This window comes from Allobosea sp. GW823-FHT02B03, assembly GCF_058797755.1.
Genome location: NZ_JBXAJY010000002.1, coordinates 157,539 through 181,883 on the forward strand (window position 1 = coordinate 157,539; position 24,345 = coordinate 181,883).

At 67.2% G+C, this 24,345-nt stretch carries 26 protein-coding genes and 1 pseudogene; 15 read left to right on the forward strand and 12 right to left on the reverse strand.

Annotated elements, in window-relative coordinates; all coding sequences use genetic code 11:
• Positions 1-19: 19 nt before the first annotated feature.
• A complete protein-coding gene (locus AC1REK_RS05565) occupies positions 20-946 on the reverse strand; it encodes a bifunctional helix-turn-helix transcriptional regulator/GNAT family N-acetyltransferase (RefSeq protein ID WP_492270388.1) in 927 nt (308 codons plus the stop codon).
• A 141-nt stretch (positions 947-1,087) separates the two neighbouring features.
• Here AC1REK_RS05565 and murI point away from each other — a divergent pair, with 141 nt between their 5' ends.
• The 3 genes from murI to AC1REK_RS05580 all read left to right on the forward strand — a co-directional run bounded on the left by murI (position 1,088) and on the right by AC1REK_RS05580 (position 3,838).
• Positions 1,088-1,945 carry a glutamate racemase gene (gene murI / locus AC1REK_RS05570; protein WP_492270387.1) on the forward strand — a complete coding sequence of 286 codons (858 nt, stop codon included), beginning with the start codon at positions 1,088-1,090 and terminating at the stop codon, positions 1,943-1,945.
• A 232-nt stretch (positions 1,946-2,177) separates the two neighbouring features.
• Entirely contained in the window at positions 2,178-2,795 is a 618-nt protein-coding gene (gene rpsD, locus AC1REK_RS05575; protein ID WP_066467114.1) for a 30S ribosomal protein S4, read from the forward strand.
• 353 nt (positions 2,796-3,148) lie between these two features.
• Positions 3,149-3,838, forward strand: coding sequence for a hypothetical protein (locus AC1REK_RS05580; protein ID WP_492270499.1), 690 nt, complete (start codon positions 3,149-3,151; stop codon positions 3,836-3,838).
• 21 nt (positions 3,839-3,859) lie between these two features.
• Here the strand turns inward: AC1REK_RS05580 and AC1REK_RS05585 are convergent, their stop codons facing one another.
• The gene (locus AC1REK_RS05585) at positions 3,860-4,909 is read right to left on the reverse strand and encodes a hypothetical protein (protein WP_492270386.1); all 1,050 of its coding nucleotides are present in this window, start codon (positions 4,907-4,909) and stop codon (positions 3,860-3,862) included.
• A 348-nt stretch (positions 4,910-5,257) separates the two neighbouring features.
• Here AC1REK_RS05585 and AC1REK_RS05590 point away from each other — a divergent pair, with 348 nt between their 5' ends.
• Positions 5,258-5,962, forward strand: a complete 705-nt coding sequence (locus AC1REK_RS05590; RefSeq protein WP_327522939.1) for a hypothetical protein — start codon at positions 5,258-5,260, stop codon at positions 5,960-5,962.
• Positions 5,963-5,974: 12 nt separating this feature from the next.
• Positions 5,975-6,220 (forward strand): hypothetical protein, encoded by a 246-nt coding sequence (locus AC1REK_RS05595; RefSeq protein WP_327522940.1) that lies wholly within the window; start codon positions 5,975-5,977, stop codon positions 6,218-6,220.
• Positions 6,221-6,345: 125 nt separating this feature from the next.
• Here the strand turns inward: AC1REK_RS05595 and AC1REK_RS05600 are convergent, their stop codons facing one another.
• The 4 genes from AC1REK_RS05600 to AC1REK_RS05615 all read right to left on the reverse strand — a co-directional run bounded on the left by AC1REK_RS05600 (position 6,346) and on the right by AC1REK_RS05615 (position 10,096).
• On the reverse strand, positions 6,346-7,827 hold the full coding sequence (locus AC1REK_RS05600) for a S1C family serine protease (RefSeq protein ID WP_492270385.1): 1,482 nt from the start codon (positions 7,825-7,827) through the stop codon (positions 6,346-6,348).
• Positions 7,828-7,974: 147 nt separating this feature from the next.
• Positions 7,975-8,430: a hypothetical protein gene (locus AC1REK_RS05605; RefSeq protein ID WP_492270384.1), complete on the reverse strand. Its 456-nt coding sequence runs from the start codon at positions 8,428-8,430 to the stop codon at positions 7,975-7,977.
• Between the two features lie 159 nt (positions 8,431-8,589).
• A complete protein-coding gene (locus tag AC1REK_RS05610; protein WP_316017073.1) occupies positions 8,590-9,306 on the reverse strand; it encodes an MgtC/SapB family protein in 717 nt (238 codons plus the stop codon).
• 121 nt (positions 9,307-9,427) lie between these two features.
• The gene (locus AC1REK_RS05615) at positions 9,428-10,096 is read right to left on the reverse strand and encodes a Spy/CpxP family protein refolding chaperone (RefSeq protein ID WP_316017074.1); all 669 of its coding nucleotides are present in this window, start codon (positions 10,094-10,096) and stop codon (positions 9,428-9,430) included.
• Positions 10,097-10,460: 364 nt separating this feature from the next.
• Between AC1REK_RS05615 and AC1REK_RS05620 the strand changes: the two genes are divergently transcribed.
• Complete coding sequence (locus AC1REK_RS05620; protein ID WP_492270383.1) at positions 10,461-10,781, forward strand: hypothetical protein; 321 nt, start codon at positions 10,461-10,463, stop codon at positions 10,779-10,781.
• On the forward strand, positions 10,778-12,238 hold the full coding sequence (locus AC1REK_RS05625) for a methyl-accepting chemotaxis protein (protein ID WP_492270382.1): 1,461 nt from the start codon (positions 10,778-10,780) through the stop codon (positions 12,236-12,238). Before AC1REK_RS05620 ends, AC1REK_RS05625 begins: the two co-directional genes overlap by 4 nt.
• Before the next feature lie 65 nt (positions 12,239-12,303).
• On the opposite strand, the gene AC1REK_RS05630 is transcribed toward AC1REK_RS05625, so the two are convergent.
• Positions 12,304-12,561 carry a YjhX family toxin gene (locus tag AC1REK_RS05630; protein ID WP_316017077.1) on the reverse strand — a complete coding sequence of 86 codons (258 nt, stop codon included), beginning with the start codon at positions 12,559-12,561 and terminating at the stop codon, positions 12,304-12,306.
• 281 nt (positions 12,562-12,842) lie between these two features.
• Here AC1REK_RS05630 and AC1REK_RS05635 point away from each other — a divergent pair, with 281 nt between their 5' ends.
• Together AC1REK_RS05635 and AC1REK_RS05640 are read left to right on the forward strand one after the other, a co-directional pair.
• A complete protein-coding gene (locus AC1REK_RS05635) occupies positions 12,843-13,631 on the forward strand; it encodes an ATP12 family chaperone protein (RefSeq protein ID WP_492270381.1) in 789 nt (262 codons plus the stop codon).
• A gap of 5 nt (positions 13,632-13,636) precedes the next feature.
• Positions 13,637-14,026, forward strand: coding sequence for a DUF1801 domain-containing protein (locus tag AC1REK_RS05640; RefSeq protein WP_492270380.1), 390 nt, complete (start codon positions 13,637-13,639; stop codon positions 14,024-14,026).
• Between the two features lie 189 nt (positions 14,027-14,215).
• On the opposite strand, the gene AC1REK_RS05645 is transcribed toward AC1REK_RS05640, so the two are convergent.
• From AC1REK_RS05645 to AC1REK_RS05660, 4 genes are all read right to left on the reverse strand, one after another.
• Positions 14,216-14,824 carry an ATP-dependent Clp protease proteolytic subunit gene (locus AC1REK_RS05645; RefSeq protein ID WP_492270379.1) on the reverse strand — a complete coding sequence of 203 codons (609 nt, stop codon included), beginning with the start codon at positions 14,822-14,824 and terminating at the stop codon, positions 14,216-14,218.
• Positions 14,825-14,883: 59 nt separating this feature from the next.
• Positions 14,884-15,225 (reverse strand): SRPBCC family protein, encoded by a 342-nt coding sequence (locus tag AC1REK_RS05650; RefSeq protein ID WP_492270378.1) that lies wholly within the window; start codon positions 15,223-15,225, stop codon positions 14,884-14,886.
• Positions 15,222-15,536: an ArsR/SmtB family transcription factor gene (locus tag AC1REK_RS05655; protein ID WP_492270377.1), complete on the reverse strand. Its 315-nt coding sequence runs from the start codon at positions 15,534-15,536 to the stop codon at positions 15,222-15,224. The genes AC1REK_RS05650 and AC1REK_RS05655 overlap by 4 nt, the downstream gene beginning before the upstream one ends.
• 69 nt (positions 15,537-15,605) lie before the next feature.
• On the reverse strand, positions 15,606-16,202 hold the full coding sequence (locus tag AC1REK_RS05660) for a LysE family translocator (protein WP_492270376.1): 597 nt from the start codon (positions 16,200-16,202) through the stop codon (positions 15,606-15,608).
• Between the two features lie 98 nt (positions 16,203-16,300).
• Between AC1REK_RS05660 and AC1REK_RS05665 the strand changes: the two genes are divergently transcribed.
• The 6 genes from AC1REK_RS05665 (at position 16,301) to AC1REK_RS05690 (ending at position 23,066) form a co-directional block, all read left to right on the forward strand.
• The gene (locus AC1REK_RS05665) at positions 16,301-17,677 is read left to right on the forward strand and encodes an aminotransferase-like domain-containing protein (protein WP_492270375.1); all 1,377 of its coding nucleotides are present in this window, start codon (positions 16,301-16,303) and stop codon (positions 17,675-17,677) included.
• 118 nt (positions 17,678-17,795) lie between these two features.
• Positions 17,796-19,325, forward strand: coding sequence for an acyl-CoA carboxylase subunit beta (locus AC1REK_RS05670; RefSeq protein ID WP_492273784.1), 1,530 nt, complete (start codon positions 17,796-17,798; stop codon positions 19,323-19,325).
• A 172-nt stretch (positions 19,326-19,497) separates the two neighbouring features.
• Positions 19,498-20,262, forward strand: a complete 765-nt coding sequence (locus tag AC1REK_RS05675) for an ABC transporter permease (RefSeq protein ID WP_492270373.1) — start codon at positions 19,498-19,500, stop codon at positions 20,260-20,262.
• Complete coding sequence (locus tag AC1REK_RS05680) at positions 20,255-20,992, forward strand: ABC transporter ATP-binding protein (protein WP_327521655.1); 738 nt, start codon at positions 20,255-20,257, stop codon at positions 20,990-20,992. Before AC1REK_RS05675 ends, AC1REK_RS05680 begins: the two co-directional genes overlap by 8 nt.
• A 23-nt stretch (positions 20,993-21,015) precedes the next feature.
• On the forward strand, positions 21,016-22,002 hold the full coding sequence (locus AC1REK_RS05685; protein WP_492270372.1) for an ABC transporter substrate-binding protein: 987 nt from the start codon (positions 21,016-21,018) through the stop codon (positions 22,000-22,002).
• A 59-nt stretch (positions 22,003-22,061) separates the two neighbouring features.
• Positions 22,062-23,066, forward strand: a complete 1,005-nt coding sequence (locus tag AC1REK_RS05690) for an MsnO8 family LLM class oxidoreductase (RefSeq protein ID WP_327521653.1) — start codon at positions 22,062-22,064, stop codon at positions 23,064-23,066.
• Between the two features lie 15 nt (positions 23,067-23,081).
• Here AC1REK_RS05690 and fabF read toward each other — a convergent pair.
• Positions 23,082-24,343: pseudogene (gene fabF, locus AC1REK_RS05695) on the reverse strand (beta-ketoacyl-ACP synthase II).
• Positions 24,344-24,345 lie beyond the last annotated feature (2 nt).

Here is a 24,345-nt window from a genome sequence, read left to right on the forward strand (position 1 = left end):
AATGCGATAAAACAAAGAGCTAGAGATCGAGCTCCCAGTTCTGCCCGACCAGATCCTGGCCGAAGGAGCGGTGCCTCTCCTCGGCCACCAGCCGAAAACCCTCGGCCACATAGATCGCCCGCGCCGCATGCAGGATGTCGTTGGTCCAGAGCACCATCCGGCGGTAACCGGCAGCGCGGGCGAAGCCGACCGCCTCCCGCACCAGCGTCTTGCCGAGGCCAAAACCCTGGGCCCGCTTCTCGACCAGCACCAGCCTGAGCTTGGCGACCTCCTCGCTCTCCTGCACGACGAAGGCCGAGCCGGCCGGCTCCGCCTCCAGCTCCGCGATGAAGCAGTGTTCCTTGCCCGGCTTGAACTCGCGCAGGAATTTCGCGGCGATCTCGGCGACCAGCGCCTCGAAGCTGATGTCCCAGCCGTACTCCTCCGCATAGAGCCTGCCATGGGCGGAGATCACCCAGCCGATATCGCCCGGCCGATGCTCGCGTATCAGCGGCACCGGCCGCACCGTCGGCCCGCCGGACAGCAGCGTTTGCGCCCGGTCGAGCGCCGTGACCAGCGCGGAGCGTTCGCTCTCGCCGAGCCGGGTCAGGATCGCGGCTGCCTGCTTGCGCGAGGCCTCGTTCAGCGGCGCGAAGGCGGCATGGCCGGCCGCGGTCAGCTTCAGCTCGAAGGCGCGGCCGTCGCCCTGCGCCCTGCCCCGCTCCAGCCAGCCGAATCCGGCGAAGCGCTTGAGCAGCCGCGAGAGATAGGCCGGGTCGAGACCGAGCTCGCGCGCCAGCTCGCCGGCGCGCCAGCCGTCGCGCTGCGCCAGTTCATAAAGCACCCGCGCCTCGGTCAGGCCAAAGCCTGAACCGTGCAGATCCCCGCCCAGCGCCCCGACCCAGCGGGTGTGGAAGCGGTTGAAACGGCGAATGGCGGCGACGGCCGGAGGATCGATGGCTGGCATGGCGCTTCTCCCTGTTGGGAGAAAAGCCAATTAATGGACAGAGTCAACTAAATTATCCCCGCCCTCCTCGTGCCTCGTTCACCCTCTCTTAACAGCGCCGGCGCCCAATCGAGGTTTGCCGGCCCCTCCTGGTACACTCCCATGCAAGTCGATCTTCTCGCCGGAACCAGCCATCGCCCCCCGATGATGCCGGAGCGCCGGCCGACCCTGCTTCTCTTCGATTCCGGCCTCGGCGGCCTCACCGTGCTGAGCGAAGTCGTCCGCTCCCGGCCCGATGCCGACATCGTCTACGTCGCCGACGACGCCGCCTTTCCCTATGGCCGGCTGAGCGAGGCCGCGCTGGTCGAGCGCGTGCTCGCGGTGATGGAGCGGCTGGTCGCGCGCTTCCATCCCGATCTCGTGGTCATCGCCTGCAACACCGCCTCGACGCTGGTGCTGCCGGCGCTGCGGGCCCGCTTCCCGATTCCCTTCGTCGGCACGGTCCCGGCGGTGAAGCCTGCGGCCGAGCGCACCAGGAGCGGCCTCGTCTCGGTGCTGGCGACGCCGGGCACCGTGGCGCGCGACTACACCCGCGGCCTGATCGAGAGCTATGCCGGCGGCTGCGAGGTGACGCTGGTCGGCGCGACCGGGCTCGCCGGGCTCGCCGAGGCGGCGCTGAAGGGCGAGGCGATCGACGATGGCGCGGTCCTTGCCGAGATCGCGCCCTGTTTCGTCGAGCGCGAAGGACGGCGCACCGATGTGGTGACGCTCGCCTGCACCCATTATCCCCTGCTGCTGGCGCGGCTGCGGCGGCTCGCGCCCTGGTCGGTCGACTGGATCGACCCCGCCCCGGCGATCGCGCGGCGCGTCGCGGCGCTGCTCGGCCCGGCCCGCGAGCGGCCCGATGCCGGCGAGGCGCGCGCCGTCTTCACCGCAGGCACTCGGCTGAGCGGCCCGGCCAGGATCGCGCTCGCCGGCTTCGGTCTCGCCCAGGTCGAAATTGAGGCGATGCCCGCCTGAGACGGGCGGCAAGAGGCGCACCGCTGGCTGCTGCCACGCCCGATATCGCGCCGGCGCATTGACTCCTCGCGCCAATTCCCGCATAGGCACCGGCGTCGCGCGGCTCCTCACGGGGCCGCGTGGCTTTTTCCGCACCCGTGATCCGCTCGTCTTCTCGAGCCGGATCTGTCGCCCCGGCAACGGGGAGAAGGAGGGCGCGGTCCTCAACTCGCGAACCAAGAGGACACGCGATATGTCGAAGCGCCATGAGGCGAAGTACAAGATTGACCGCCGCCTCGGTCAGAACATCTGGGGCCGCCCGAAGTCCCCGGTCAACCGCCGTGAGTACGGCCCCGGCCAGCACGGCCAGCGCCGCAAGGGCAAGCCTTCCGACTTCGGCACGCAGCTGCGCGCCAAGCAGAAGCTCAAGGGCTATTACGGCTCGATCTCCGAGAAGCAGTTCCGCCGCTACTACGCCGAGGCGATCCGCCTGAAGGGCGATTCGGGCGAGAACCTGGTCGGCCTGCTCGAGCGCCGTCTCGACGCGGTGATCTACCGCGCCAAGTTCGTGCCGACCGTCTTCGCCGCCCGCCAGTTCGTCAACCACGGCCACATCACCGTGAACGGCAAGCGCGTCAACATCGCGTCCTACCAGGTCAAGCCGGGCGACGTGATCGCGATCAAGGAGAGCTCGCGCCAGCTCGCCATCGTCATCGAGTCGGCCGCCCTCGCCGAGCGCGACGTGCCTGACTACATCGACGCCGACCACAACAAGTCGACCGCCACCTTCACCCGCACCCCGACCCTGTCGGACGTGCCCTATGCGGTGCAGATGGAACCGAACCTGGTCATCGAGTTCTACTCGCGCTGATCCGATTTCTCAGCCGGGAGCCGCAAGCCTCTGGCAGGAATCGAAAAACCCAAAATCGGGAAAGGGCGGCTCTTCGGAGCCGCCCTTTTCGTTTGCGGGCATGCTGTAGCCGGCCTGTCCGGGCGCGGTCGCCTTGCGTTTCTCTCGCACATGCTTTTTCAAACTTCCGCGGCCCGGCTGTTGAGCCTTTGCTCTCGCCCGCCTAGGCTTCCGGCGTGACCGCTATTCCTCCCGCCTGGGCTCATCTTGAGCCAGCCTCCCTCAAGGCGCTCCTGGAGCCGCCCGGCAAGGTCCCGCAGGCGCTTCGCCTCACGCCCTGCGACGTCCCTGCAGAGGCTGCCCTTCAGGCCCCCATGGTCCGGGCCGCCCGCCTCCTGCTGGCACTTGCCGCGGAGAAGGGCGGGCTCGTCCTGACGCCTGCCGGAGCCCTGAAGCGCGTCGATGTCAGGCACGTCTTAGACCAGACGGAATGGCCGGGATACGACAAGGCCGACATCCTCGCGATGAACAAGGTCATCAACGAGCACGATGCCTATGGTGTTCTCTTCACGAGGATCGCCTTGCAGGCCGCGGGGCTGCTGCGGAAGCGCTCAGGCATACTGAAGGCGAGCAAGGCGGCCAAGGCCATGCTTGCTCCTGAAGCGGCCCCTGCCCTGTTGGCTGCGCTGTTCGAGGCGGTGTTCTGGAAGATGAATCTTCAGGACTTCGACCGGAACCCGATCGAGTTCTGGCCGCAGCACCATATGGGCGTGATCCTCTGGAGCCTCTCGGTGACCGCGCATGACTGGTCGAGCGCCGGGACGTTGATGGAAGCCTGCACGGTCATGGAGACCTTGCTCGAGGTTCCCGCCGATGACCTGCCGGAGTTCGCCATGGTGTCGCGGGTCCTGCGCCCCCTGACATGGCTGGGGCTCTTGGAAAGCCGGAAGCGGGAGGCGCAGGCCGGCCGGGGCTTCGACGAGGACTTCAGGACGATGCCGCTGTTCCGGCAGCTGGTGGCGTTCGAGGTGGAGATGCAGGGGGCGGAAGCAGCGCGGCATTAAACCCATACGCCCACGCCCATTCTAGTTCTTAATGCTTCGACTCCGAGCCCTCAGTGCATTCTCAAGTTCTATGCAGCATATGTAGAGCTTGCGGAGTTGTTCGCGTCGCGCGTCAAACATCCCCTCGCGAGTTACGTCAAGATCGTAGATAAGAGCCTGAAGGCGGTCAAACCAGCGCCTCTCACTGGAAGGCGCTTCTTCTGAATGAGCCCGAAGGAACATGTCTTCGAACGATCCAAAACCCATAACTGAGAAACGCCGATCCCCGCCCTTGTCCTCTTGCAGCAGCAAATCGCCGATAGCTGTCTGCCAGTCACGATAAATGTACGCTTCTTTTATTCCGAATATGACTGCTGCCTGACCTACAGATGCATACACCAAGTCACGGGGAACATCTACACTGAGGGTCTTTCGAACAATCTCGGCGCATCTCTCTGCAAGCTCAGCTTGATCGGCAACTAAAAGGTCGCGAGCGGTAAGCGCCCCCTTCCTCGACAAATACTCGGCCCGCTCACCGTCGATCAGCCTTGCAGTCTGTACCATCGCGACTTGGTCCCCCGGCCGCACCCGCCAAAGAAGCAACAGCTCATCGAGCCTTTGATGTTCGACGTGCCCCCCATCAGCCAACGCTTTCTCAAGCTCGCCGATTGCTAACATCTCGCCCGACTGCGAAGCCTCGTGCGGGTCCAGATAACTCCGCTCCCGTCGAACTGCCCTAATCCAAGAAAGCAACGCAGCTATACGATATATAGTGCTGATCTTCTTATATTCTAGAAATATAGTCTTTGGAGCACTAGCGATAAGGTATCGAGCGTCCCTCTTTTCGATTATCTCATGAAGGCGAACTCTCAGACTTGCCGTAGCATCAGTGAGAGGGTCAGCATACGTTCGCACGAAATCATGATGCTTTCGCGCCTCTGCCTCCTTCCTATCAAAGACCTCCTCAGATCGCTTTTTGCGTGCCAAATAGGGCGTTATCCAAACATCACGAACGATGAGCGCCGCCAAGGTCCCACTGAGGCCGACCAAGGCGGGAACAACAGGAGACGTAGCGAGCGATGCGGCGTCCATTTTCATCACCTCCAATCGCGGCATCAGATAGCCGCACGACACCGACAAGCTAAGCGCCCCGCCCGTACCGCTGCACAAGGCTGAAGCGCGGAATATCCACGCGCAAAAATCTCCCAGCCATCCCTTCCCGGGCCTTTTCGCAGTTTCCTCCCGTGACCCTCGCGCTTCCTGTAGGTCGCCATCACGGGGTCTACCGGGGACGTGAGCACCTAATTGGTAAGCTCAGCGGCAAACCTGAACGGCCGCGCGGGATCATGGAGCGGCAGACCTCGAGCGCGACTCAACAAAAAGTTGAAGCGCAGCACCTTCGGTTATGCTTAGCTCGACCGTACGGCTGGGAGGTGCAAATTGAAGCTCCGCAATGTTGCCAGTCTGCTTGTAGGCGCTGCTGCGCCGGCCCTGGTGGTCGGTGGGTGCGCCGGTTTACAAAATTCGGATCGTCGACCGATTCCAGTCGCGGTGATCTTGAACACTGTGAAGTGCGAGATCGCCGGATACTTTCAAGATGAAAAGGCCCGGGATTCGCCGCGAATCCGTTTCCTGGAAGCTCAGAAGCCGTTTGTTGTCACTCTCCAACTTAAGACAGTGAATTCTGACCAATTCGGCGTAAATACTAAAATTGGGCCGACCGTCTTGCCATTTGGAAGTGCTTCAGCTGGCATCGGATTTTCGCAAACCACGACAGAGACTAGCGATACGACGAATACCATATTGATCAATCCGTATGCCACGGACCTATCGGTTTGCGACGCAGCGACCGCCTCGACAGGAGCAGGCATCATGGCGCCGGGCCTAGGAATCAGGGCATACCTTAAAGAATTTGGCGACCAGCTTGAAGTAACAACCGCCGGTCACCCAATGATGATTTACGATAAAATCTCTTACACACGATCGTTCGGCATTCTAAAGAAGATAAATGGAGACGGATCAATCGGATTTACTGCGGTTCCCGTGACCGTCAATCTGAGTGGAGAAACTTCGCGCGAGGATGTGCAAACGATAAAATTTACGGCGGTAACGCGAAAGCCTGCAAGCGTATCATCCGCAGAATGAGGATTAGGCTCGATGAAATTTCTCGTTGTCGTAACCGCCGCCCTATACGCTGGTTCCGCGTTCGCTCAAACGTGGACCTTGGAGAGACGAGAGCAGGCGAAGGCGATCGACATCAAAGCGTGTGTGCCCTCGAATCCAAATTGCGATTGCAATCCGAAGGACAAGAAGACGTGCTGGTTCAAGCTCGGCGATACGAAATTCTATTTCGACGCTCAGACGCGAGAGCCGAGCACCGTTGAGCGCTTCAACGCGCAGTAGCGACTGGTCAAATGTAGCGCTGAGTTCGCTGCACATCTTTTCGGTTGCCATGGGCCCCTAGGGTGTCCTCTAGCCAAAGGTGTAAGGCGCCCTCCTCGGCCTCCATCGATCCGATAGGGCCTCTCTCACCGGCAGGTGATGAATGCGCTCGCCTTCTTGGCGCGCTCGGCGAGGTCGGCCGGGTCGAGCTTTTCGCCGGGCGCGCCGGTCTCGTAGGCGATCTGGTTGGCGTCGAGGAAGCTGCCGGCGAGCGAGGCCTTGACCGCGAAGTTGATGTTCTGCGGCAGGTCCCCGCGCTCGGAGGCCATCTTGATCGCGTCGAGCTTGGCCGAGACCACACCGACGACATTGCCGGCGCCGTCGAGCAGCGGCCCGCCGGAATTGCCGGGCTGCACCGGGGCCGAAACCTGCAGGTAACGGCTGTCGTCCTTCAGCCCGGCCAGAGCGGTGACGTTGCCGAGGGTGAAATTACCAGCCGTCGCCAGGAGATCGCTGTGCGGGAAACCGAAGGCCGCGATGCCCTCGCCCAGCCGCACGCTCGGGCGGATCGGCAGCGTGCGCTCCGCCGGGCCGGCGACCTTCAGCACAGCGAGATCGTTGATCGCGTCCCGGGCCAGCACCTGCGCCGGCACGCCGACCGCCCCGTCCGGCCGAACCGTGATTGTCGCGCAATCCTGGACGACATGGGCGTTGGTCAGGAGATGGCCCGCCTTCGAGACGAAGAAACCGGAACCAGACGATGATTTCGGCTTCGGCGGCTCTTTCGACGCAGCGGCCGGCGTCGTCGTCGGGGGAGCCGGCGGCGGCGTTCGCGGCGCGTTCGCGACCTCGGCATCGCCGCCCTCCCAGGGGAAACGCACGCGCTTGGCCTCCGGGAACGGCGCGCCCGTCATCGTCGCCCAGAGCGAGCCGGAGATCACCGTCACCAGCCGGTTGCCATAGACCGGCGCGTCGTCATCCGACCACGACATGTCGAAGCCGAGGATGCCGCTGCCATCGGCGTGGTAGCGGACATAGCGGCTGTAGCGGCCCTGATTGCCGGTGATGACGAAGAAATCGGGCTTCAGGGTCTTGAAGTTGATCCTGTCGCCGCTGCCCGCCATTTCCTGCAGCGTCACCGCATAGGCGCTGCCGACATCGATCGCGGCGTAGTAGTTGAACTTCAGGCGGAAGCGGTTGCCGGGCTCGCGCATCTCGACGCCGGCATCGGTCTTCTTCGCCTCCAGATTGAGCCCCATCGGCACCCAGAGCTGCCGGCCGCGCGTCGGATGCGGCACCCAGCGCAGCCGCCAGCCATTCATGACCTCGGTGCCGGCCGCCAGGATGCGCTCGACCTGGGGCTTCGTCAGGATTCCGGTCGGCGCTTCGCCGCGCGAGCGCTGGAACTGCCTGGTCGCCTCGAAGAGCCGGCGCGAATAACCGATATTGGGCACGGCCGGCCAATGCCCGGCGCTGGTCAGCACCAGCTGGAACCACAGGCGGGTATCCGGCTTCAGGCCAAGAAAGGCTTCCTGCGCGGCGCGGAAATACGGATCCTGCTGCGCCTGGGCCAAGCCGGGAGAAAGCGCCCCGACGAGCACCAACGCAACCGCACGCAAACGCATCATTCCCCCGACGCAACCTCTAAAAATCACGGTAGGGGCGGCCCGGGGCAAGTCAATCACCGGCGGCGCAAGGCCGCAGCCCGCCCAAGCAAGACGCCCGGCCTCTCGGCCGGGCGTCGATCGATTCGGCAAGTCGGATAGAGCCTTCGCTCAGCGGGGGCACCAGTCCCAGAAGCCATGGGTGCGGGCCCGGTTGGTATAGTACCAGCAATAGCCCGAACGCGGCGGCGGCCCGGCCCAGGAGGCGGCAGCCGCTCCGGCGATGAAGCCGATCGCCGCGCCGGCCGCGACCGCGCCGCCACGGTTCCAGTGCCGGCGCGGATGCACCACGACGATGTTGTTGCGCGAATGATGACGGACGTTCTGGCGCGGCCGGTGATGCGGCGGGCGCGTCACGTGCCGGTGTTGCGGGCGGGTGTTCGGGCGATGATGCGGGCGCGCATGGGGCCGGTTATGCGCACGATTCACCTGCCCGCGATTGACGTTCTGGCCGCCCCGGGACTGCGCCTCGGCCGGCGTGATCATGACGGGCGCCATCGGCCCGACGAAGCCACCGAACAGGGCCGCCAGCAGCACCAGGGATTTGAGCTTGAGATAACGATACAAGGCCGTCTCCTCCTCCTTGGACCAACCGCGCAGGCCCGGCGAAACGAAGGCCGGTTCCGCAGCGGAACCGGCAGCACCCCAATGTCTAGCCGATCTCGGCCGCCGCGCCACCCATCACCGCCCGGTCGACGACGTCAGGTCAGGCCGCGGGGCCGTCGCTCAGTCCGCCGTGCTGCTTTCCCAGGTGGCGTGCTTGACGCCGGGCACCCGCTCCAGCCGCTCGACGACCTGGTCGAGCTCCTTGCGCTCGACCGCCGTGCTGATCAGGACCGCGACGACCTCGACGGCGTCCTCGCCGCGTTCCACCGTCCTGACGTCGCGGGTCGGATACTTCGCCGCCTCGAGATGCTCGACCAGCGCCTCGCGCACCGCCGGCAGCGAGGCCTCGTTGGTCGTCAGCACGACCTCATAGGTCGCTTCCGACGCCCGCTCGTTGATCGGGATGCGATTGATCGCGTTGACCAGCGGCCGCAGCAGGGTGTTGCCGGCGAGGACGAAGAAGGTGACGAGCACGCCTTCTGCCAGCATGTCGGCCCCGGTGCAGGCTCCCACCGCCGCAGCGCACCACAACGTCGCCGCAGTGTTGAGGCCGCGGACATTCATGCCCTCCTTCATGATCACGCCGGCGCCGAGGAAGCCGATGCCCGAGACCACATAGGAGACGACGCGCACCGCCTCGTGCGCGCCCGACATCCGCATGGCGAGGTCGACGAAGGCGGCGGCACCGACCGCGACCAGCACGGTCGTACGCAGCCCGGCGGTACGCTGCCGGTACTGGCGCTCGGCCCCGATCAGCGAGCCGAGGATGAAAGCCGCCGCGAGGCTGACCACGGAATCGAGGAAGGGGTAGAGTTCGAAGGTCTGAACGAAGCGCAACCGTCTGCTCCCGCCAAGAGCGCCGGCTATAGCTGGCGCAGGATGACGGAACAATGAAAACGGCCGGGCTCGCGCCCGGCCGTCGAACTCTCAATGCAGTCGGCTATGCCGCGTACTGACCTCAGAAGCGGTCGCTGTCGTAGCCGCGGTCCCGATCATGATCATGGTCGCGATCGCGCCAACGGCGCGAGCCGCGATCGTCATCGCGCCGGTCGTCGTCACGGTCACGCATGCGCCGGTGCATCTCCATCATCCGGCCGCGGGTATCGGCCATCACCTCGCGCACGGCTCGCCGCGCCACGGTCTTCTGCTCGTCGGTGAGCGTCGTCCAGAGCGGGCGGACCGCGTCGGCCATTTCCTTGGAGCGCGCGGCACGCTCGCCCTGGCGGGTCGCCATCATGTCGAGCCGCTCCATGATGTCGGCGTCGCGATAGAGCTCGCGCTGCTCGCGCATCTGCCCCATGCGCTCGCGGCGCTGCTCGGCATTGCGCTTGAGCAGCGCCTCGACCTTCTCGAAGGCCGCAACCTGCTCGGGCTTCAGCTTCAGATCGGTGCGCAGCTTGGCGAGGCGCTCATTGAGCCGCGCCGCGGCGCGCTCGGCCTGGCGCTGACGCCATTCCTCGCGCCGGTCGCCGCGCTCGCCACGTTCGGCACGCTCGCCTTCGGCGCCGACGCGCTGCTGCGACTGCTGGCTGCCCGGCGCAGGCGGGATCGGCTGCGGCTGCGCCACCGCCAGCGTGGCAGCCAGGGCGGCAGCACCTGAAGCAGCGATAAGGGCGATGCGTTTCATGAAAAGCTCTCCGTGTTCATTCACATACGGTTCGCTGTCTCGGGTCTCGAAGCCGGCAGACGATGAGCGGAGCCTGAGCGAGACCTCCTCACGGCGCGATGGCGCGATGATGACAAGATCGTAATGTCCAAAGGACGCTGCGGCGAGCGCGAAGTTCCAACGCCCTCGGCCGAAGAGCGAGAAAGCCCGCCGCCGGTCACATCCTCGTGTCAATGGCGCCGTCGCGGCCCGGACAGGCCGCGCAGCCCCGCCACCTCAAGGATTGCGCAACGATTCGGACCTAGGGTTTGCCATGGCCTGAGGCGACGAACGCGCCCCCGGCCCGCGGCGTCTGCCGGCGCCGGCTCTCCGGCTTGGAGGCACGATGCGCGAACTGCTCTTCGGTCTCATCGTCGGTCCGCTGATGGCGCTGGCGCTCCTGCTCCTGGCCGGCCAGCCGGTCGAAGGCCGGCCGGTGGTCGCCCTGTTCCCGCCCGGCTCCGGCGAAGCCCAAATGATCGCCGCCATCGCCGCTGCGGGCGGCGCCGTCCTGGCACTGAGTTCCAGCCGTCCTGTCTCGGTCAGCACGGCCGAGACGACGGACTATGCCGGCAGGCTCTACGCCGCCGGCGCCTGGCTCGTGCTCGACGCCAGCCTGGCCAAGCTCTGCGTTGATGTCCGCACGGTTTCAGGGAGCAGCCGATGAATCTGGTCGAACAGTTCCGCCGGCGCTTCGGCTATCTGCTCACCACCCTCCTCTGGCTCCAATTCTTGCTGATCGCGGCCTGCGTCCAGGCTTTCGGCCTGCCGGGCTCGAATCTTGCGCTCGGCTCGCTCGTTCTCGCTGCTATCCCGACCATTCTCTGGCGGCTGCGCGGACCGGACTGGCTGACGCGCCAGGTCAGCTCGCTCGCGCTCGTCGGCCAGGTCATGCTGCTGGTCTACGTCACCGCGGGCCATCCCTATCAGCCCGACATCCATATGGCGTTCTTCGCCGCGCTCGCGATCGCCGCCGGCTGGCTCGACTGGCGCATCTTCATCACCACCGCGGTCGCGATCGCGGTGCATCACGCCGGCCTGAACCTGATCTATCCCGAAGGCGTCTTTCCCGGCGGCAGCGACGGCCGCCGTGTCATGCTCCATGCCGTGATCGTGGTCGCGCAGAACGGCGCCCTGATCTGGATCGTGATCACGCTGCGGGCCGCCTTCATCAACGCGGAAGCGGAAAGCGAGCGTGCGAATGCGGCGCGCCGCGTCGCCGAGCAGGCCGAACGCGATCTTGCCCGGACGACGCTGCAGTCGGCGCTCGAACGGCAGGCGCTGGTGCTGGCAATCGCCGACGATCTCGAAGTGGAGGTTGCCGGCATAGCAGGCGAGGTCTTCGCCTCGGTCGAGCCGTTGCGGATGGCCGCCTCCCAGATGTCCGAAGGCGCGCGCCGGGTCCAGGAAGGCGCGCATGCCGCGGCCGCCTCCTCCGACCATGCCTCCTCGGCCGTCGCCGCGGCGACCATCGCCACCAGCGGGCTCGCCAGCGCGATCGGCGAGATCCGCGAGCAGGTCGGAGCAACCAGCCGAGTCGTCGAGTTCACCACCAGCAGCGCCCACAATGTGCTGAGCACCGTCCACCATCTCTCGCTCAAGGCGGAGGATATCGGGCAGATCGTCCAGCTGATCTCGACCATTGCCGAGCGCACCAATCTTCTGGCCCTCAACGCCTCGATCGAGGCGGCGCGCTTCGGCGTGCAGGGCCAGGGCTTCGCGGTGGTGGCGCAGGAGGTCAAGGCGCTCGCCAGCCAGACCTCGCAGGCCACGGCCGACATCCAGAAAAGGATCGCCGCCATTCACGCATCCGGCTCCGAGGCCGTGCGCGCGATCGAGGTGATGGGCGGCTCGATCAATTCGCTGAACAACGTCTCGGCTTCGGTCGCCGCCGCTATCGTCCAGCAGGACCAGGCCACGGCCGGCATCGCCGAGAACATCGGCAGCACGGCCCGGGATGCCGAGATCGCCTCGGACACGATCCGCCGCGTCATGGGCATCGCCAACGAGACGGGCTCCGCCGCCGGCAGCGTTTCCGAGGCTGCGGAGAAGCTCGCTGCGCAGGCGGCGCAGCTCGACAGCCAGGTCCGCACCTTCCTGCAACGGATCCGCCAGGCGGCCTGAACCGCCGTCAACGTCAGCCGGGGCAAGGGCAGAACGGCGGGAGGGCTCGCGCCCTCCCGCCGCCTTCAGCGGTTGTCGGTCTGCGCGCGGACGGCAAGCCGTCCTTGCCGCGAGATCCGGTAGGGACCGCCCTCGCGCGATTCGATCAGCCGCTTTCGCTTGAGCGCAGCGAAGACGGCGAGCGTACAATCGCTCAGGACGTAGCCCTCATGGGTGAAGCAGTCGATGTGGTGGATACGGCCATTGTCGCCGCGAAGATGGCGGATCTGTCCGCCACGGGCCAGCACGTGCAGCACGCGCTGCTCGCCCCGCGAAACGTTCATGATGATAGAGCCTGTGCATGGAACCATGACAAGCGCCTCGGCGAAAGCCGACCCTGTGGTCTGGATCTTTCACCCGGCGCTGGATCAGGTTTCGCCTCAGCGAAACCTCACCGGGTTCCCGCACTCTCCAACACGATGCCCTCTCGCATGTTTCGCGGACGCAGATCGCGCCCGGGGAGAAGGCGTTTAGCCCCCTGCTCCACAAGGGTCAACGCCGGCAGTGCGCGCGCACGGGCACGAAGCCGTTTCGCGCGGGGGCGCGGATGCGCTATGGAGCTGCCATGTCGACCGATGATTTCCTCGCGCGCTTCGGCTCCCCCGGCCAGCGCCAGCCCGACCCCGTCGCCGCCGCGCAGCAGGCGATGCGCAACCCCTTGCCGAAGCGCTTCTACGAGAAGGCCGAGTCGCTGGAGCGCGACGGCCTCTTCCATGTCGCGCTGGACGGCCGCACCGCCCGCACGCCGGCCCGCAAGCCGCTGGCGGTCGCCTCGCGCGCGGTCGCGCAGGCGCTCGCCGCCGAATGGCAGGCGCAGGAGGGCGAGATCGACCCGGCCCGCATGCCGATGACCCGGCTGGTCAACTCGGCGCTCGACGGCGTCGCCGACCAGCACGAGGCAGTTCGCGCCGAGATCGTCCGCTATGCCGGCAGCGATGCGCTCTGCTACCGCGCCGGCGAGCCGCGCGAGCTGGTCGAGCGCCAGGACCAGATCTGGAACCCGCTGATCGCCGCGCTGGAAACCCGCATCGGCGGCCGCTTCGTCATGGCCCAGGGCGTGGTCTTCGCCGAGCAGCCGCAGGCCGTGCTCGACGCGGTGGGAAAACGCGTCGCGGCGATCCCCGCCCCCGTCGCCCTCGCCGGCGCCCACAACGTTATGACCCTGACCGGCTCGACCATCCTGACGCTCGCCCTTGCCGAAGGACTGATCGACGCCGAAGCCGCCTGGGCAGCCGCCCATCTCGACGAAGACTACCAGATCGGGATCTGGGGCCAGGACGAGGAAGCGGCCGAACGCCGGGTGCTCAGGCGCCAGGAATACGACGCAGCCGTGCTGCTGCTGATGCAGGGCTAGAGCCGATGCAACCGGGCGCGCCAAAAGCCGACAACCCGGCCGAGTACCTCGCCCAGCTCGATGGCTGGCGCCTCGCGACGGTCGAGGCCCTGCGCAAGGCGGTGACGACCGCCGCCCCGCTCGATGAGCGGATCAAGTGGACGCATCTAGTCTATTTCGCGAACGGCCCCGTGCTTCTGATCCGCGCCGAAGCCGCGCGCGTGCTCTTCGGCTTCTGGCGCGGCAAGCGGTTGCGGGAAATCGAGCCGCGCCTGAAACCCGGCGGCAAGTTCGAACTCGCCACCATGGTCCTGCGCGAGGGCGATGCGGTCGATCCCGCGATCGCAACGAGGCTCGTCCAGGCCGCGGTCGCGCTCAATCGCGAGCTCGGCGATCCCAGCAGGCCCTCTGTGTGACGGCCTCCGCGGCTAAACTCCTCTGTCTTTTCCTTGTCATCCCGGACAAGCCGCGCAGCGGCGCCGATCCGGGATCCATTCCTGAGCCTTTTCGATCGAGGCTCCGGAATGGATCCCGGGTCTCCCTGCGGTCGCCCGGGACGACCAGCACGTGGAAGGAGGTCCTGAAACAACATCCCCGCCAATACTTCATGCCCCTGCCGCCGGCGCCTCGCTCAGCACGCGGTCGACCAGCCCCCACTCCCGGCCCTCTTCGGCGGTCATGAAGCGGTCCCGGTCCAGCGTGCGCTCGACCTCCTCCTCCGAACGCCCGCAATGCTCGGCATAGAGCCGGATCATCCGGCGCTTGGTCTTCTGGATTTCCTCGGCATGGATCAGGATGTCCGAGGCCTGTCCCTGCGCGCCGCCGAGCGGCTGGTGGACATGCAGGCTGGCATTGGGCAGCGCCGCGCGTTCGCCCGGTTCGCCCGCCATCAAGAGGAAGGAGCCCATCGAGCGGGCCGTGCCCATGCAGAGCGTGTGCACGGGCGAGCGGATGTATTGCATGGTGTCGTAGATCGCGAGGCCGCTGGTCACCACGCCGCCCGGCGAGTTGATGTAGAAATGAACCGGCCGCTGCGGATTCTCGGCCTCCAGGAACAGCAACTGCGCGCAGACCAGCGCGGCACTGGCGTCGTTGACCTCGCCGTTCAGGAAGATGATCCGCTCGCGCAGCAGGCGCGAATAGATGTCGAAGGAGCGTTCCCCGCGGGTCGACTGTTCGACGACCATGGGGACGAGCTGCATCGTGCCGTGCATCGACGACCTCCTCAGTTCCAGGATGTTGTTGGTTTGGTTTGCGGGCTTAGCCCGCGCCGTCAGGCGGCGCGCAGCATCAGCGGCTGGTTGCTGTTGGCAGGCGCCGGCGTCTCGATCAACCTCGCATCGGTCAGGCTATGGATGATCCGCAGTTCGGTGCCGCCCTCGCTCGGCGCGAGCTGGAAGGTCACCACGCTTTCGAGGAAGGGCGGCTCCTCTTCCCTCAGCCGGTAGCGCATTTCCTCGCCCGGCACGCTGGAAAGTGCCTCGACCTGCGCCGGCAGCCAGCGCTCGCGGAAGGCGGGAATGCTGAGCGCCCGCCAGACCTTCTCGGGCGGCGCATCGAGCTGGTATTCGAACACCAGCTGCTTGGTGCGATCCTGCGTGTCGCTTTCGCTCATTGGTCCATGTCCCGCAGCAGGTTCTTGAGGGCATCGATGCGCGCCGGCCAGTAGGCGCGGTATTTCGCCAGCCATTGCGCGATTAAGGCCAGTCCGCCCGGATCGACCTCGTAATTGACGAAGCGCCCCTGCCGCTCCTCCCGCACAAGCCCGGCGGTGCGCAGCACGGCAAGGTGCTGCGACATCGCCGGCTGGCTGATCGCCATGCCCTCGCGCAAGACACTGGCGTTCATGCAGCCGGAAGCGAGCTTCTCGAAGATCGCCCGGCGGGTCGGATCGGCCAACGCCTTGAAGATGTCCTGCTCACCCATGAATGAAACATAAGCATGCGCTTATTTGATTCGCAAGCGGCCACCAACCCGCCGGCTTGTCCGCCCCCGTCAGCTCACCAGGATCGGATAGAGCGAGACGACGAGGAGGAGCGCCATCACGATGTTGAAGACGCGTTGGCGGGTCGGATCGGCGAGAAGGCCGCGCAGCAACGTGCCGCCGATCGCCCAGACGGCGATGCAGGGTCCGTTGACCAGGGCGTAGACGATCACGACGAGCGTGAGGTTGAGGAAATAGCCCTCGGTCGGCGTGTAGGCCGCAACCGCCCCGACCGCCATGATCCAGGCCTTCGGGTTGACCCATTGGAAGGCCGCAGCGGCCGGAAAGCTCAGCGGTGGCGCCGCCTCGGCCCCCGGCTCCAGCGGCGCCGAGCGCGCGATCTTCCAGGCGAGATAGAGCAGATAGGCACTCCCGCCATAGCGCAGGACATCGTGCAGGGCCGGCATGGCGGTGAAGAGGCCGCCCAGGCCGAGCCCGACCGCCAGGACGAGCCCGCAGAAGCCGAGATTGATCCCGAACAGCAGCGGCAGGCTGGCGCGAAAGCCGTGATTGGCGCCGGAGGCCAGCAGCAGCGTGTTGTTCGGCCCGGGCGTAATCGAGGTCACGAACGCATAGCCGATGAAGGCGAGCAGGAGTTGCAGAGTCATGTCCGGTCCGGTGCTTGGCAACATCGGAGCCGGAGATTGCTCAGGTGACACTTTTTGCATAGACTAAAAAGTGTATCGTGACACAATTGCGAGGCGCCATGCTGCTGGCATCACCCTGGACGCCCCGGCTGACCGATGGCGCTGGCTCTCCCGGCGAGCGGCTGGTCGAGGCCCTCGCCCGTGACATCGCCGACGGCTCGCTGCCGCCGGGCTCCCGCCTGCCTGCCCACCGCCCCCTCGCCTGGCAGCTCCGCATCGGCCTCGGCACGGTGACCAAGGCCTATGCCCAGCTCGAACGCCGCGGCCTCGTCCGCAGCGTCCGCGGCCGCGGCATGTTCGTCGCCGGCATCACGCACGCAGCGAGCCGCATGGTCGACCTCAGCATCAACGTACCGCCGCAAGCGCTCAGCGACCGGCTGCTCGCCGCCTGCCTCGGCGATCTCGCGATGCGACTCGATGCCGACAGTTTTGGCGCCTATGCCGCGCCCGCCGGCCGTCTCGAGCACCGCGCCCTGCTCGCCCGCTGGCTGGCGCAGACTGGCGTGCCTGCCGCGCCGGAGCGCCTGCTGATCTGCAATGGCGCCCAGCATGCGCTCGCCATCGCGCTGGCGATCACCTGCGGGCCGGACATCGAATTGTTGACCGAGGCGCTGAGCTATCCCGGCGCCATCGCCCTCGCCCGCCGGCGCGGCTTGCGGCTGGCCGGGCTCGCCATCGACGAGCAAGGCCTCGTGCCGCAGGCGCTCGAACAGGCCCTGCATCGGGCGGCCGCGGCGGGCCGGCACGCCGTGCTCTATGTCACCCCGACCCTGCACAACCCGACCACGGCGACGATGGGCGAAGTCCGGCGCCGCGAGATCGCGCGTCTCTGCCGCGCCCATGACGCGGTGATCGTCGAGGACGACATCCATGCCGCCCTGGCCGAGCCCGGCACGATCCCGATCGCCAGCCTCGCGCCAGAGCGGACCCTGCATGTCTCCGGCCTGTCGAAGGTCCTGAGCCCGGGACTGCGCATCGGCTCCCTGCTCGTCCCCGAGGCATGGCTCGAACCGGCCCTCGCCGAACTCGCGGCGACCTGCACCACCGCGCCCCTGCTCTCCTGCCTGATCATGGAACGCTGGCTGGCCGACGGCACTGCCGCCTCGGTCTCGCGCTCGATCCGCGACGAGGCCAGCCGCCGCGTCGCCCTGGCGCGCGCGACCCTGCCGCCGGAGATCGCCATCAGATCGGGCAACGGCTTCCATCTCTGGCTACCGATGGCGCCGGACCGCGCCCGGGCGCTGCCGGCACGCGCCGCCGCCTCGGGCATTCTCCTGCCCGCCCCGGAGGCCTTCCTGGCCGATGCGCAGGCACCGGCCAGCGGCGTCAGGCTCAGCCTCGGCGGCCCCGGGATCGACGCGCTCGCCGACGCGCTCGCCAGCCTGCGCGCCTTGCTCCTCGACGGCGGCGGTGCTGCGACCCGCGTCACCCCGTGATCGGCGGGGCGGCGCAGAGGGCGCCGCGCGCAAGCCGTTTGCGCCGCGATGGACTTCGCCTGCATCGCCGCTTAAGCCGGAAGAAAGACCCTTAGAGATCGCGCCGGGAGGTTTCTCCATGAAGGATGTGCTCGAACAGCTCGAAACGCGCCGCGCGGGCGCCCGTCTCGGTGGCGGCGAGCGGCGGATTTCGGCGCAGCACAAGCGCGGCAAGCTGACGGCGCGCGAGCGGATCGAGCTTCTGCTCGACAAGGACTCCTTCGAGGAGTTCGACATGTTCGTGCAGCATCGCTGCGTCGATTTCGGCATGGACAAGGCCGAGAAGATCCCCGGCGACGGCGTCGTCACCGGCTGGGGCACGGTCAATGGCCGCACCGTCTTCGTCTTCTCCAAGGACTTTACCGTCTTCGGCGGCTCGCTCTCCGAGACCCATGCCCAGAAGATCGTCAAGATCCAGGACATGGCGCTGAAGATGCGCGCGCCGATCGTCGGCCTGTTCGATGCCGGCGGCGCCCGCATCCAGGAGGGCGTCGCGGCGCTCGGCGGCTATGGCGAGGTCTTCAAGCGGAATGTCCAGGCTTCGGGCGTCATCCCGCAGATCTCGGTGATCATGGGCCCCTGCGCCGGCGGCGACGTCTATTCGCCGGCGATGACCGACTTCATCTTCATGGTCCGCGACACCTCCTACATGTTCGTCACCGGCCCGGAGGTGGTGAAGACCGTCACCAACGAGACCGTGACCGCCGAGGAGCTCGGCGGCGCACGGGTCCACACCTCGAAATCCTCGGTGGCCGACGGCTCCTTCGAGAACGATGTCGAGGCGCTGCTGCAGGTGCGCCGGCTGATCGACTTCCTGCCGGCCAACAACACGGCGGGCGTGCCGGAATGGCCGTCCTTCGACGTGCCGGACCGGGTCGACACCAGCCTCGACACGCTGGTGCCGGACAATCCGAACAAGCCCTACGACATCAAGGAGCTGATCCTGAAGACGCTCGACGAGGGCGATTTCTTCGAGATCCAGGAAGCCTACGCGAAGAACATCGTCACCGGCTTCGGGCGGATCGAGGGCCGCACGGTCGGGGTCGTCGCCAACCAGCCGATGGTGCTCGCCGGGGTGCTCGATGCCGACGCCTCGCGCAAGGCGGCGCGCTTCGTGCGCTATTGCGACGCCTTCGAGGTCCCGATCGTGACCTTCGTCGACGTGCCGGGCTTCCTGCCGGGCACGGCGCAGGAATATGGCGGGCTGATCAAGCATGGCGCCAAGCTGCTATTCGCCTATTCGGAATGCACCGTGCCGCTGGTCACGGTGATCACGCGAAAGGCCTTTGGCGGCGCCTATGACGTGATGGCGTCGAAGCATATCGGCGCCGACGTCAACTATGCCTGGCCCTCGGCCCAGATCGCGGTGATGGGCGCCAAGGGCGCGGTCGAGATCATCTTCCGGGGTGGCGACGCCGAGACGATCGCGCGCCAGACAAAGGAATACGAGGACCGTTTCATGAGCCCGTTCGTCGCGGCCGAGCGCGGCTATGTCGACGAGGTGATCATGCCGCACTCGACCCGCCGCCGCATCGCCCGGGCGCTGGCCATGCTCCGCACCAAGAGCCTCGAGCGACCCTGGCGCAAACACGACAATATCCCACTGTGAGCGGGGTAAACTGTGCGGCGCGGCGCGCACGGCGCCAAACGCCTCAGCCAAGTATTTAATTAGAACAATTCTGAAGTGATTCCGCACCATTGCTGCGGCATTGCAGCACGCTTGCGCATTTCGGTCATCGGCTTATTGAGCGAGGCACCTCCATGTTTGGCGCCAGCAAGCATTGCCCCGTTTCACGACCATCGCCGTCTTTGCCGCCACGCTTGCTTTGTGGTGGCTGGCCAGCCGTCTCGGCTGGGTCAGCGCCTTCCTGCTGCCCGGGCCCGGCACGGTCGCGGAAACGCTGGGCGAGCTGATCGCCTCGGGCGAGCTCCTGCGTCACACGCTCGTCAGCCTGAGGCGCGTCGCGCTCGGCTATCTCCTCGCCATCGCCTTCGCCGTGCCGCTCGCCTTGCTCTTCGTACTGAGCCGCCGGCTGCGCGCGCTCTTCGAACCGCTGCTCGAATTCCTGCGCCAGGTCCCGCCGCTGGCGCTGATGCCGCTGCTGATGCTCTGGCTCGGCATCGGCGAGACGCAGAAGGTCGGGATCATCATCCTCTCCTGCTTCTTCCCGATCTTCCTCGGCGTGCGCGGCGGCTTCGACTCGGTCGACCGCAAGCTGATCGATGTCGGCACGGTCTGCGGCTTCTCGCGGCCGGAGATCATGCTGCGCATCGTCCTGCCCTCGGCCCTGCCGGCGATCGTCGTCGGCCTCCGGATCGGCCTCGGCTATAGCTGGCGCGCGCTCGTCGGCGCCGAGCTGATCGCCTCCTCGGCCGGGCTCGGCTACATGATCGTCGACGCCGAGAACCTCGCCCGCACCGACATCGTGCTCGCCGGCATCCTGGTCATCGGCGTGCTCGGCCTCCTCGCCGACCATTTGCTGCGCTTCGCCATCCGCCGCAGCGCGCCCTGGCTCTCCGGCGATCTGGAGATGGCCCGTGCTTGAGCTTTCCGGCATCGGCCGGCGCTACCGCGTCGGCTCAGGCGAGGTCACGGCCCTCGCCGATATCGACCTTTCCTTTCCCGCCGGCTCGTTCACGACGCTGGTCGGCCGCAGCGGCTGCGGCAAGACCACGCTGCTGCGCATCCTCGCCGGCCTCGAACGGCCGAGCGAGGGCGAGATCCGCCGTAACGACGGCGGCAGGCTGCGCATCGCGGTCGTCTTCCAGGAAGCCAGGCTGATGCCCTGGCTCGACGTTGCCGCCAATGTCGGCTTCGGGCTGCGGGGCCGGGTCCCGCGCACCGTCGCCGCCGAGCGCTGCGCCGCCGCGATCGAACTCGTCGGCCTCTCGGCCTTCGCCGGCGCGATGCCGGCGCAGCTTTCCGGCGGAATGGCGCAGCGTGTCGCGATCGCCCGCGCCCTCGTGCAGGAGCCCGACCTGCTCCTGCTCGACGAGCCCTTCGCCGCGCTCGACGCCTTCACCCGCCGGACCATGCAGAACGAGCTCGTCGCGATCTGGCAGCGGCGGCGCCCGACCATCGTCTTCGTCACCCATGACGTCGAGGAGGCGGTGCTGCTCGGCGAGCGGGCGCTGGAGATGCAGGGCGGCCGCATCGTCGGCCGCGAGGAGATCGCCCTGCCCTATCCGCGCGATCCGACCGACCCCGACGTCAACCTCCATCGCCGGGCGATCCTCGCTCGGCTGATGACGACGCCCACGCCTGCCGCGGCCTGAACTCGCTTTCCAAGGAGACCACCATGAAGAAGCCCCTCGCCTATCTTGGCCTCGCGCTCGCGCTGCTGCTGCCCGCCGCTCACCTCCAGGCGCAGACCACCGACAAGCCCAAGGCCGACCAGCCGAAGACGGTCCGCATCACCTATGTGACCGCGCCCTTCAACGTGCCCTCGATCGTGATGCGCGAGAAAGGCTTCCTCGACGAGGCCTTCGCGGCGAAGGGCATCAAGGTCGAGAACCCGGTGATTACTTCCGGCGCCCAGCAGACGCAGGCGATCGCCGCCGGCGAGATCGACATCGCCAGCGTGCTCGGCGGCACCTCTGCCATCCTCGCTGCCGCGAACGGCGTGCCGCTCAAGGTCGTTGCCGCCTATGCCCGCTCGCCGAAAGCCTATTTCCTGATGACCCGCGCCGACGGCCCGGCCAAGCTCGCCGACCTCAAGGGCAAGAAGATCGCCGGCCCGAAGGGCACAGTGCTGAACCAGCTCCTCGTCGCCGCCCTCGCCTCGCAGAACCTGAAGCTCAGCGATGTCGAGTACATCAACATGGACCTGCCGGCTGCCCGCGCCGCGCTGCTCGCCGGCCAGGTCGACGTCGCGACGCTCGCGGGCGCCAATGTCACCCAGGTCGAGAAGGCCGGCGGCCGCGCTTTGACCAGCGGCGAGGGCCTGATCAAGCCGACCACGGTGATCGGCGCCAACGCCGCCTTCCTCGAGAAGCACCCGGACCTCGTCGCCGCCTATTTCGCCGCCCATCACAAGGCGCTCGACTTCATGGCGAAGAACCCGGAGGAGGCGCTGGCGATCGCCGCCAAGGAGCAGAAGATCTCGATCGAGGACGCCCGCGCCCAGCTGCCGCTCTACGACTTCACCCCGGCGATGACCGATGCCGACGTCGCCAACCTCACCGAGGACCAGGCCTTCATGATCGAGGCCGGCATGCTGCCGAAGGCCAAGGCGATCGACCTCAAGGCGACGCTGATCGCCCCCTCCGCCTTCACCCTGCGTTGATCCCATCGGGGCGTTCGCCACCCGGCGGACGCCCACCCCTCCCGCCGGCGGCCGAAACCATGAAGCTCTCGCTCCTCGATCCTCTCGTCGTGCCCAAGGGCCAGACCTCCGGCGGCGCCCTGCGCACCGCAATCGCCATGGCGAAGGAGGTCGAGCGCCTCGGCTTCGCCCGCTACTGGATCGTCGAGCATCACGACGTCGCCTTCGAGGCCAACCCGGCCCCCGAAGTCTTCGCCGCCGCGCTCGCCGGCGCGACCTCGACGATCCGCATCGGTGTCGGCGGCGTGCTGCTCAACCATTACAGCCCCTACAAGGTCGCCGAGGCGCTGCGGACGCTCGGCGCGCTCTTCCCCGGGCGCATCGATGTCGGCATCGGCCGCGCCACCGCCGGCCCCCTCGCCGACCGGGCGCTGAAGCGGCTGCGCGACGCCGAGATCCCCGACGACCATGCGGCGAATGTCGAGGAGCTGATCGGCTGGCTCGGCAACGACCTGCCGGAAACCTCGCCCTTCCATGCGATCGGCATCATGCGCGACGAGCCTGCCGGCCCCCTGCCCTGGATCCTCGCGGTCAGCGAAGGCAGTGCGCGCCGCGCCGCCGAACTCGGCCTTGGCCTCGCCTGCAGCGCCTTCCACCAGCCCGAGCAGGCGCCGCACTCCTATGCCGCCTATCAGTCGGCCTTCCGGCCTTCGCGCCATGCCGCCGGCATCGCCGCGCCGCAGGCCTTCATCGCGGTGCGCGCCATCATTGGGGAAACGCAGGAGGAGGCCGAGCGCCTCGCCATGCCGGTCCGCGCCGTCTTCCGCCAGCGCCGCAAGCCCGAGCGGATCATGCTCGAGCGCCTGCCGGAGCTAGACGACGCTGTCGCGATCATGGACGGCATGGTGCCGGCCGATGATGCCGACTGGCCGACCTTCATCGTCGGCACGCCGGAGCGCGTTGCCCGCAGGCTGCGTCGCATGGCGGCACTCACCGGCGCCAACGAGTTCATGATCCAGGACTTCCTCGACGATCCCGCGCTCAGGCTGCGGAACTACGAGCTGCTGCTGCGCGCGTTGAGTTGAGCGCCCGAGAAGTCTTCAGCGCCAGCGCCTGAACACCACGCTGGCGTTGACGCCGCCGAAGCCAAAACCGTTCGAGATGGCGTGATCCATCGGCAGTGGCCGGGCCACCTTCGCAACGAGGTCGAGCCCGGCCGCTTCCTCGTCTGGGTTCTCGAGATTGAGCGTCGGCGGCGCGATCTGGTCGCGCAGAGCAAGAATGGTGAAGACCGCTTCCAGCCCACCGGCCGCGCCGAGCAGATGACCAGTCGCAGACTTCGTCGCGCTGATCGCGATACCGCCCTCTTCGCCGAACACGGCCTTCACCGCTGCGAGTTCGCCGCGATCGCCGACCGGCGTCGAGGTCGAATGCGCGTTGAGGTGGCCGACATCGCCGGGCTTCAGCCCCGCCTGCTTCAGCGCCGTCTCCATCGCCCGGCGTGCGCCCGAACCATCCTCGGGTCCGGAGGTGATGTGATAGGCATCGGCGCTGGTGCCGTAGCCGGTCAGCTCGGCGAGGATCGTCGCGCCGCGCGCTTGCGCATGCTCCAACGCCTCGATCACCAGGATCCCGGCCCCCTCGCCCATGACGAAGCCGTCGCGGTCGCGGTCGAACGGGCGTGACGCCTTTTCCGGCTCATCGGTGAAGCCGGTCGAAAGCGCGCGCGCCGCGGCAAAGCCGCCGAGCGCGACGAGATCGACGCAGGCCTCGCTGCCGCCGCAGAGCGCGATATCGGCCTCGCCGGCCCGGATCATCCTGGCGGCATCGCCGATCGCCTGCACACCGGCGGCGCAGGCCGTGACCGGCGCGCCGATCGGCCCCTTGAAGCCATGGTCGATCGAGACATGGCCGGCGGCGAGATTGACCAGGAAGGAAGGTATCGTAAACGGCGAAAGCCGGCGCACGCCGCGCTGGTCGGTGGTCCGCACCGCCTCGGCGATCGCCGGGAAGCCGCCGATGCCCGAGGCGATCACGGTCGCGGTGCGCTCGCGCTCTCGTCCTGCGGCTGCCAGCCGGCCTGGGCCAGCGCCTCCTTGGCGGCGACCAGCGCGAACTGGATGAACCGGTCCATCTTGCGCTGGTCCTTCGGCGCGATCGCCACATCGGGATCGAAGCCGCCCTCATTGTCCTCTGCCTTGCCGGGCACGATGCCGGCGATCTTGGCCGGCAAGGTCTCGGCAACCGCGTCGGGCAGGCGGCGCAGGCCCGAGCGGCCGGCGAGCAGGCGCTGCCAGGCGAGCTCGGTGCCGCAGCCCAGGGGCGAGACGACGCCCAGTCCAGTGACGACGATACGGCGCATGG

Excerpts from the sequence above, each read along its gene's own strand:
- AC1REK_RS05690 (WP_327521653.1), top strand. The coding sequence starts at position 22,062 with ATGAAGCTCTCGCTCCTCGATCCTCTCGTCGTGCCCAAGGGCCAGACC.
- AC1REK_RS05580 (WP_492270499.1), top strand. The coding sequence starts at position 3,149 with ATGGTCCGGGCCGCCCGCCTCCTGCTGGCACTTGCCGCGGAGAAGGGC.
- AC1REK_RS05635 (WP_492270381.1), top strand. The coding sequence starts at position 12,843 with ATGTCGACCGATGATTTCCTCGCGCGCTTCGGCTCCCCCGGCCAGCGC.
- AC1REK_RS05645 (WP_492270379.1), bottom strand. The coding sequence starts at position 14,824 with ATGCACGGCACGATGCAGCTCGTCCCCATGGTCGTCGAACAGTCGACC.
- AC1REK_RS05650 (WP_492270378.1), bottom strand. The coding sequence starts at position 15,225 with ATGAGCGAAAGCGACACGCAGGATCGCACCAAGCAGCTGGTGTTCGAA.
- AC1REK_RS05630 (WP_316017077.1), bottom strand. The coding sequence starts at position 12,561 with ATGAACGTTTCGCGGGGCGAGCAGCGCGTGCTGCACGTGCTGGCCCGT.
- AC1REK_RS05565 (WP_492270388.1), bottom strand. The coding sequence starts at position 946 with ATGCCAGCCATCGATCCTCCGGCCGTCGCCGCCATTCGCCGTTTCAAC.
- AC1REK_RS05585 (WP_492270386.1), bottom strand. The coding sequence starts at position 4,909 with ATGGACGCCGCATCGCTCGCTACGTCTCCTGTTGTTCCCGCCTTGGTC.
- rpsD (WP_066467114.1), top strand. The coding sequence starts at position 2,178 with ATGTCGAAGCGCCATGAGGCGAAGTACAAGATTGACCGCCGCCTCGGT.
- AC1REK_RS05620 (WP_492270383.1), top strand. The coding sequence starts at position 10,461 with ATGCGCGAACTGCTCTTCGGTCTCATCGTCGGTCCGCTGATGGCGCTG.
- AC1REK_RS05685 (WP_492270372.1), top strand. The coding sequence starts at position 21,016 with ATGAAGAAGCCCCTCGCCTATCTTGGCCTCGCGCTCGCGCTGCTGCTG.
- AC1REK_RS05640 (WP_492270380.1), top strand. The coding sequence starts at position 13,637 with ATGCAACCGGGCGCGCCAAAAGCCGACAACCCGGCCGAGTACCTCGCC.
- AC1REK_RS05625 (WP_492270382.1), top strand. The coding sequence starts at position 10,778 with ATGAATCTGGTCGAACAGTTCCGCCGGCGCTTCGGCTATCTGCTCACC.
- AC1REK_RS05615 (WP_316017074.1), bottom strand. The coding sequence starts at position 10,096 with ATGAAACGCATCGCCCTTATCGCTGCTTCAGGTGCTGCCGCCCTGGCT.
- murI (WP_492270387.1), top strand. The coding sequence starts at position 1,088 with ATGCAAGTCGATCTTCTCGCCGGAACCAGCCATCGCCCCCCGATGATG.
- AC1REK_RS05655 (WP_492270377.1), bottom strand. The coding sequence starts at position 15,536 with ATGGGTGAGCAGGACATCTTCAAGGCGTTGGCCGATCCGACCCGCCGG.
- AC1REK_RS05595 (WP_327522940.1), top strand. The coding sequence starts at position 5,975 with ATGAAATTTCTCGTTGTCGTAACCGCCGCCCTATACGCTGGTTCCGCG.
- AC1REK_RS05665 (WP_492270375.1), top strand. The coding sequence starts at position 16,301 with ATGCTGCTGGCATCACCCTGGACGCCCCGGCTGACCGATGGCGCTGGC.
- AC1REK_RS05600 (WP_492270385.1), bottom strand. The coding sequence starts at position 7,827 with ATGATGCGTTTGCGTGCGGTTGCGTTGGTGCTCGTCGGGGCGCTTTCT.
- AC1REK_RS05660 (WP_492270376.1), bottom strand. The coding sequence starts at position 16,202 with ATGACTCTGCAACTCCTGCTCGCCTTCATCGGCTATGCGTTCGTGACC.
- AC1REK_RS05670 (WP_492273784.1), top strand. The coding sequence starts at position 17,796 with ATGAAGGATGTGCTCGAACAGCTCGAAACGCGCCGCGCGGGCGCCCGT.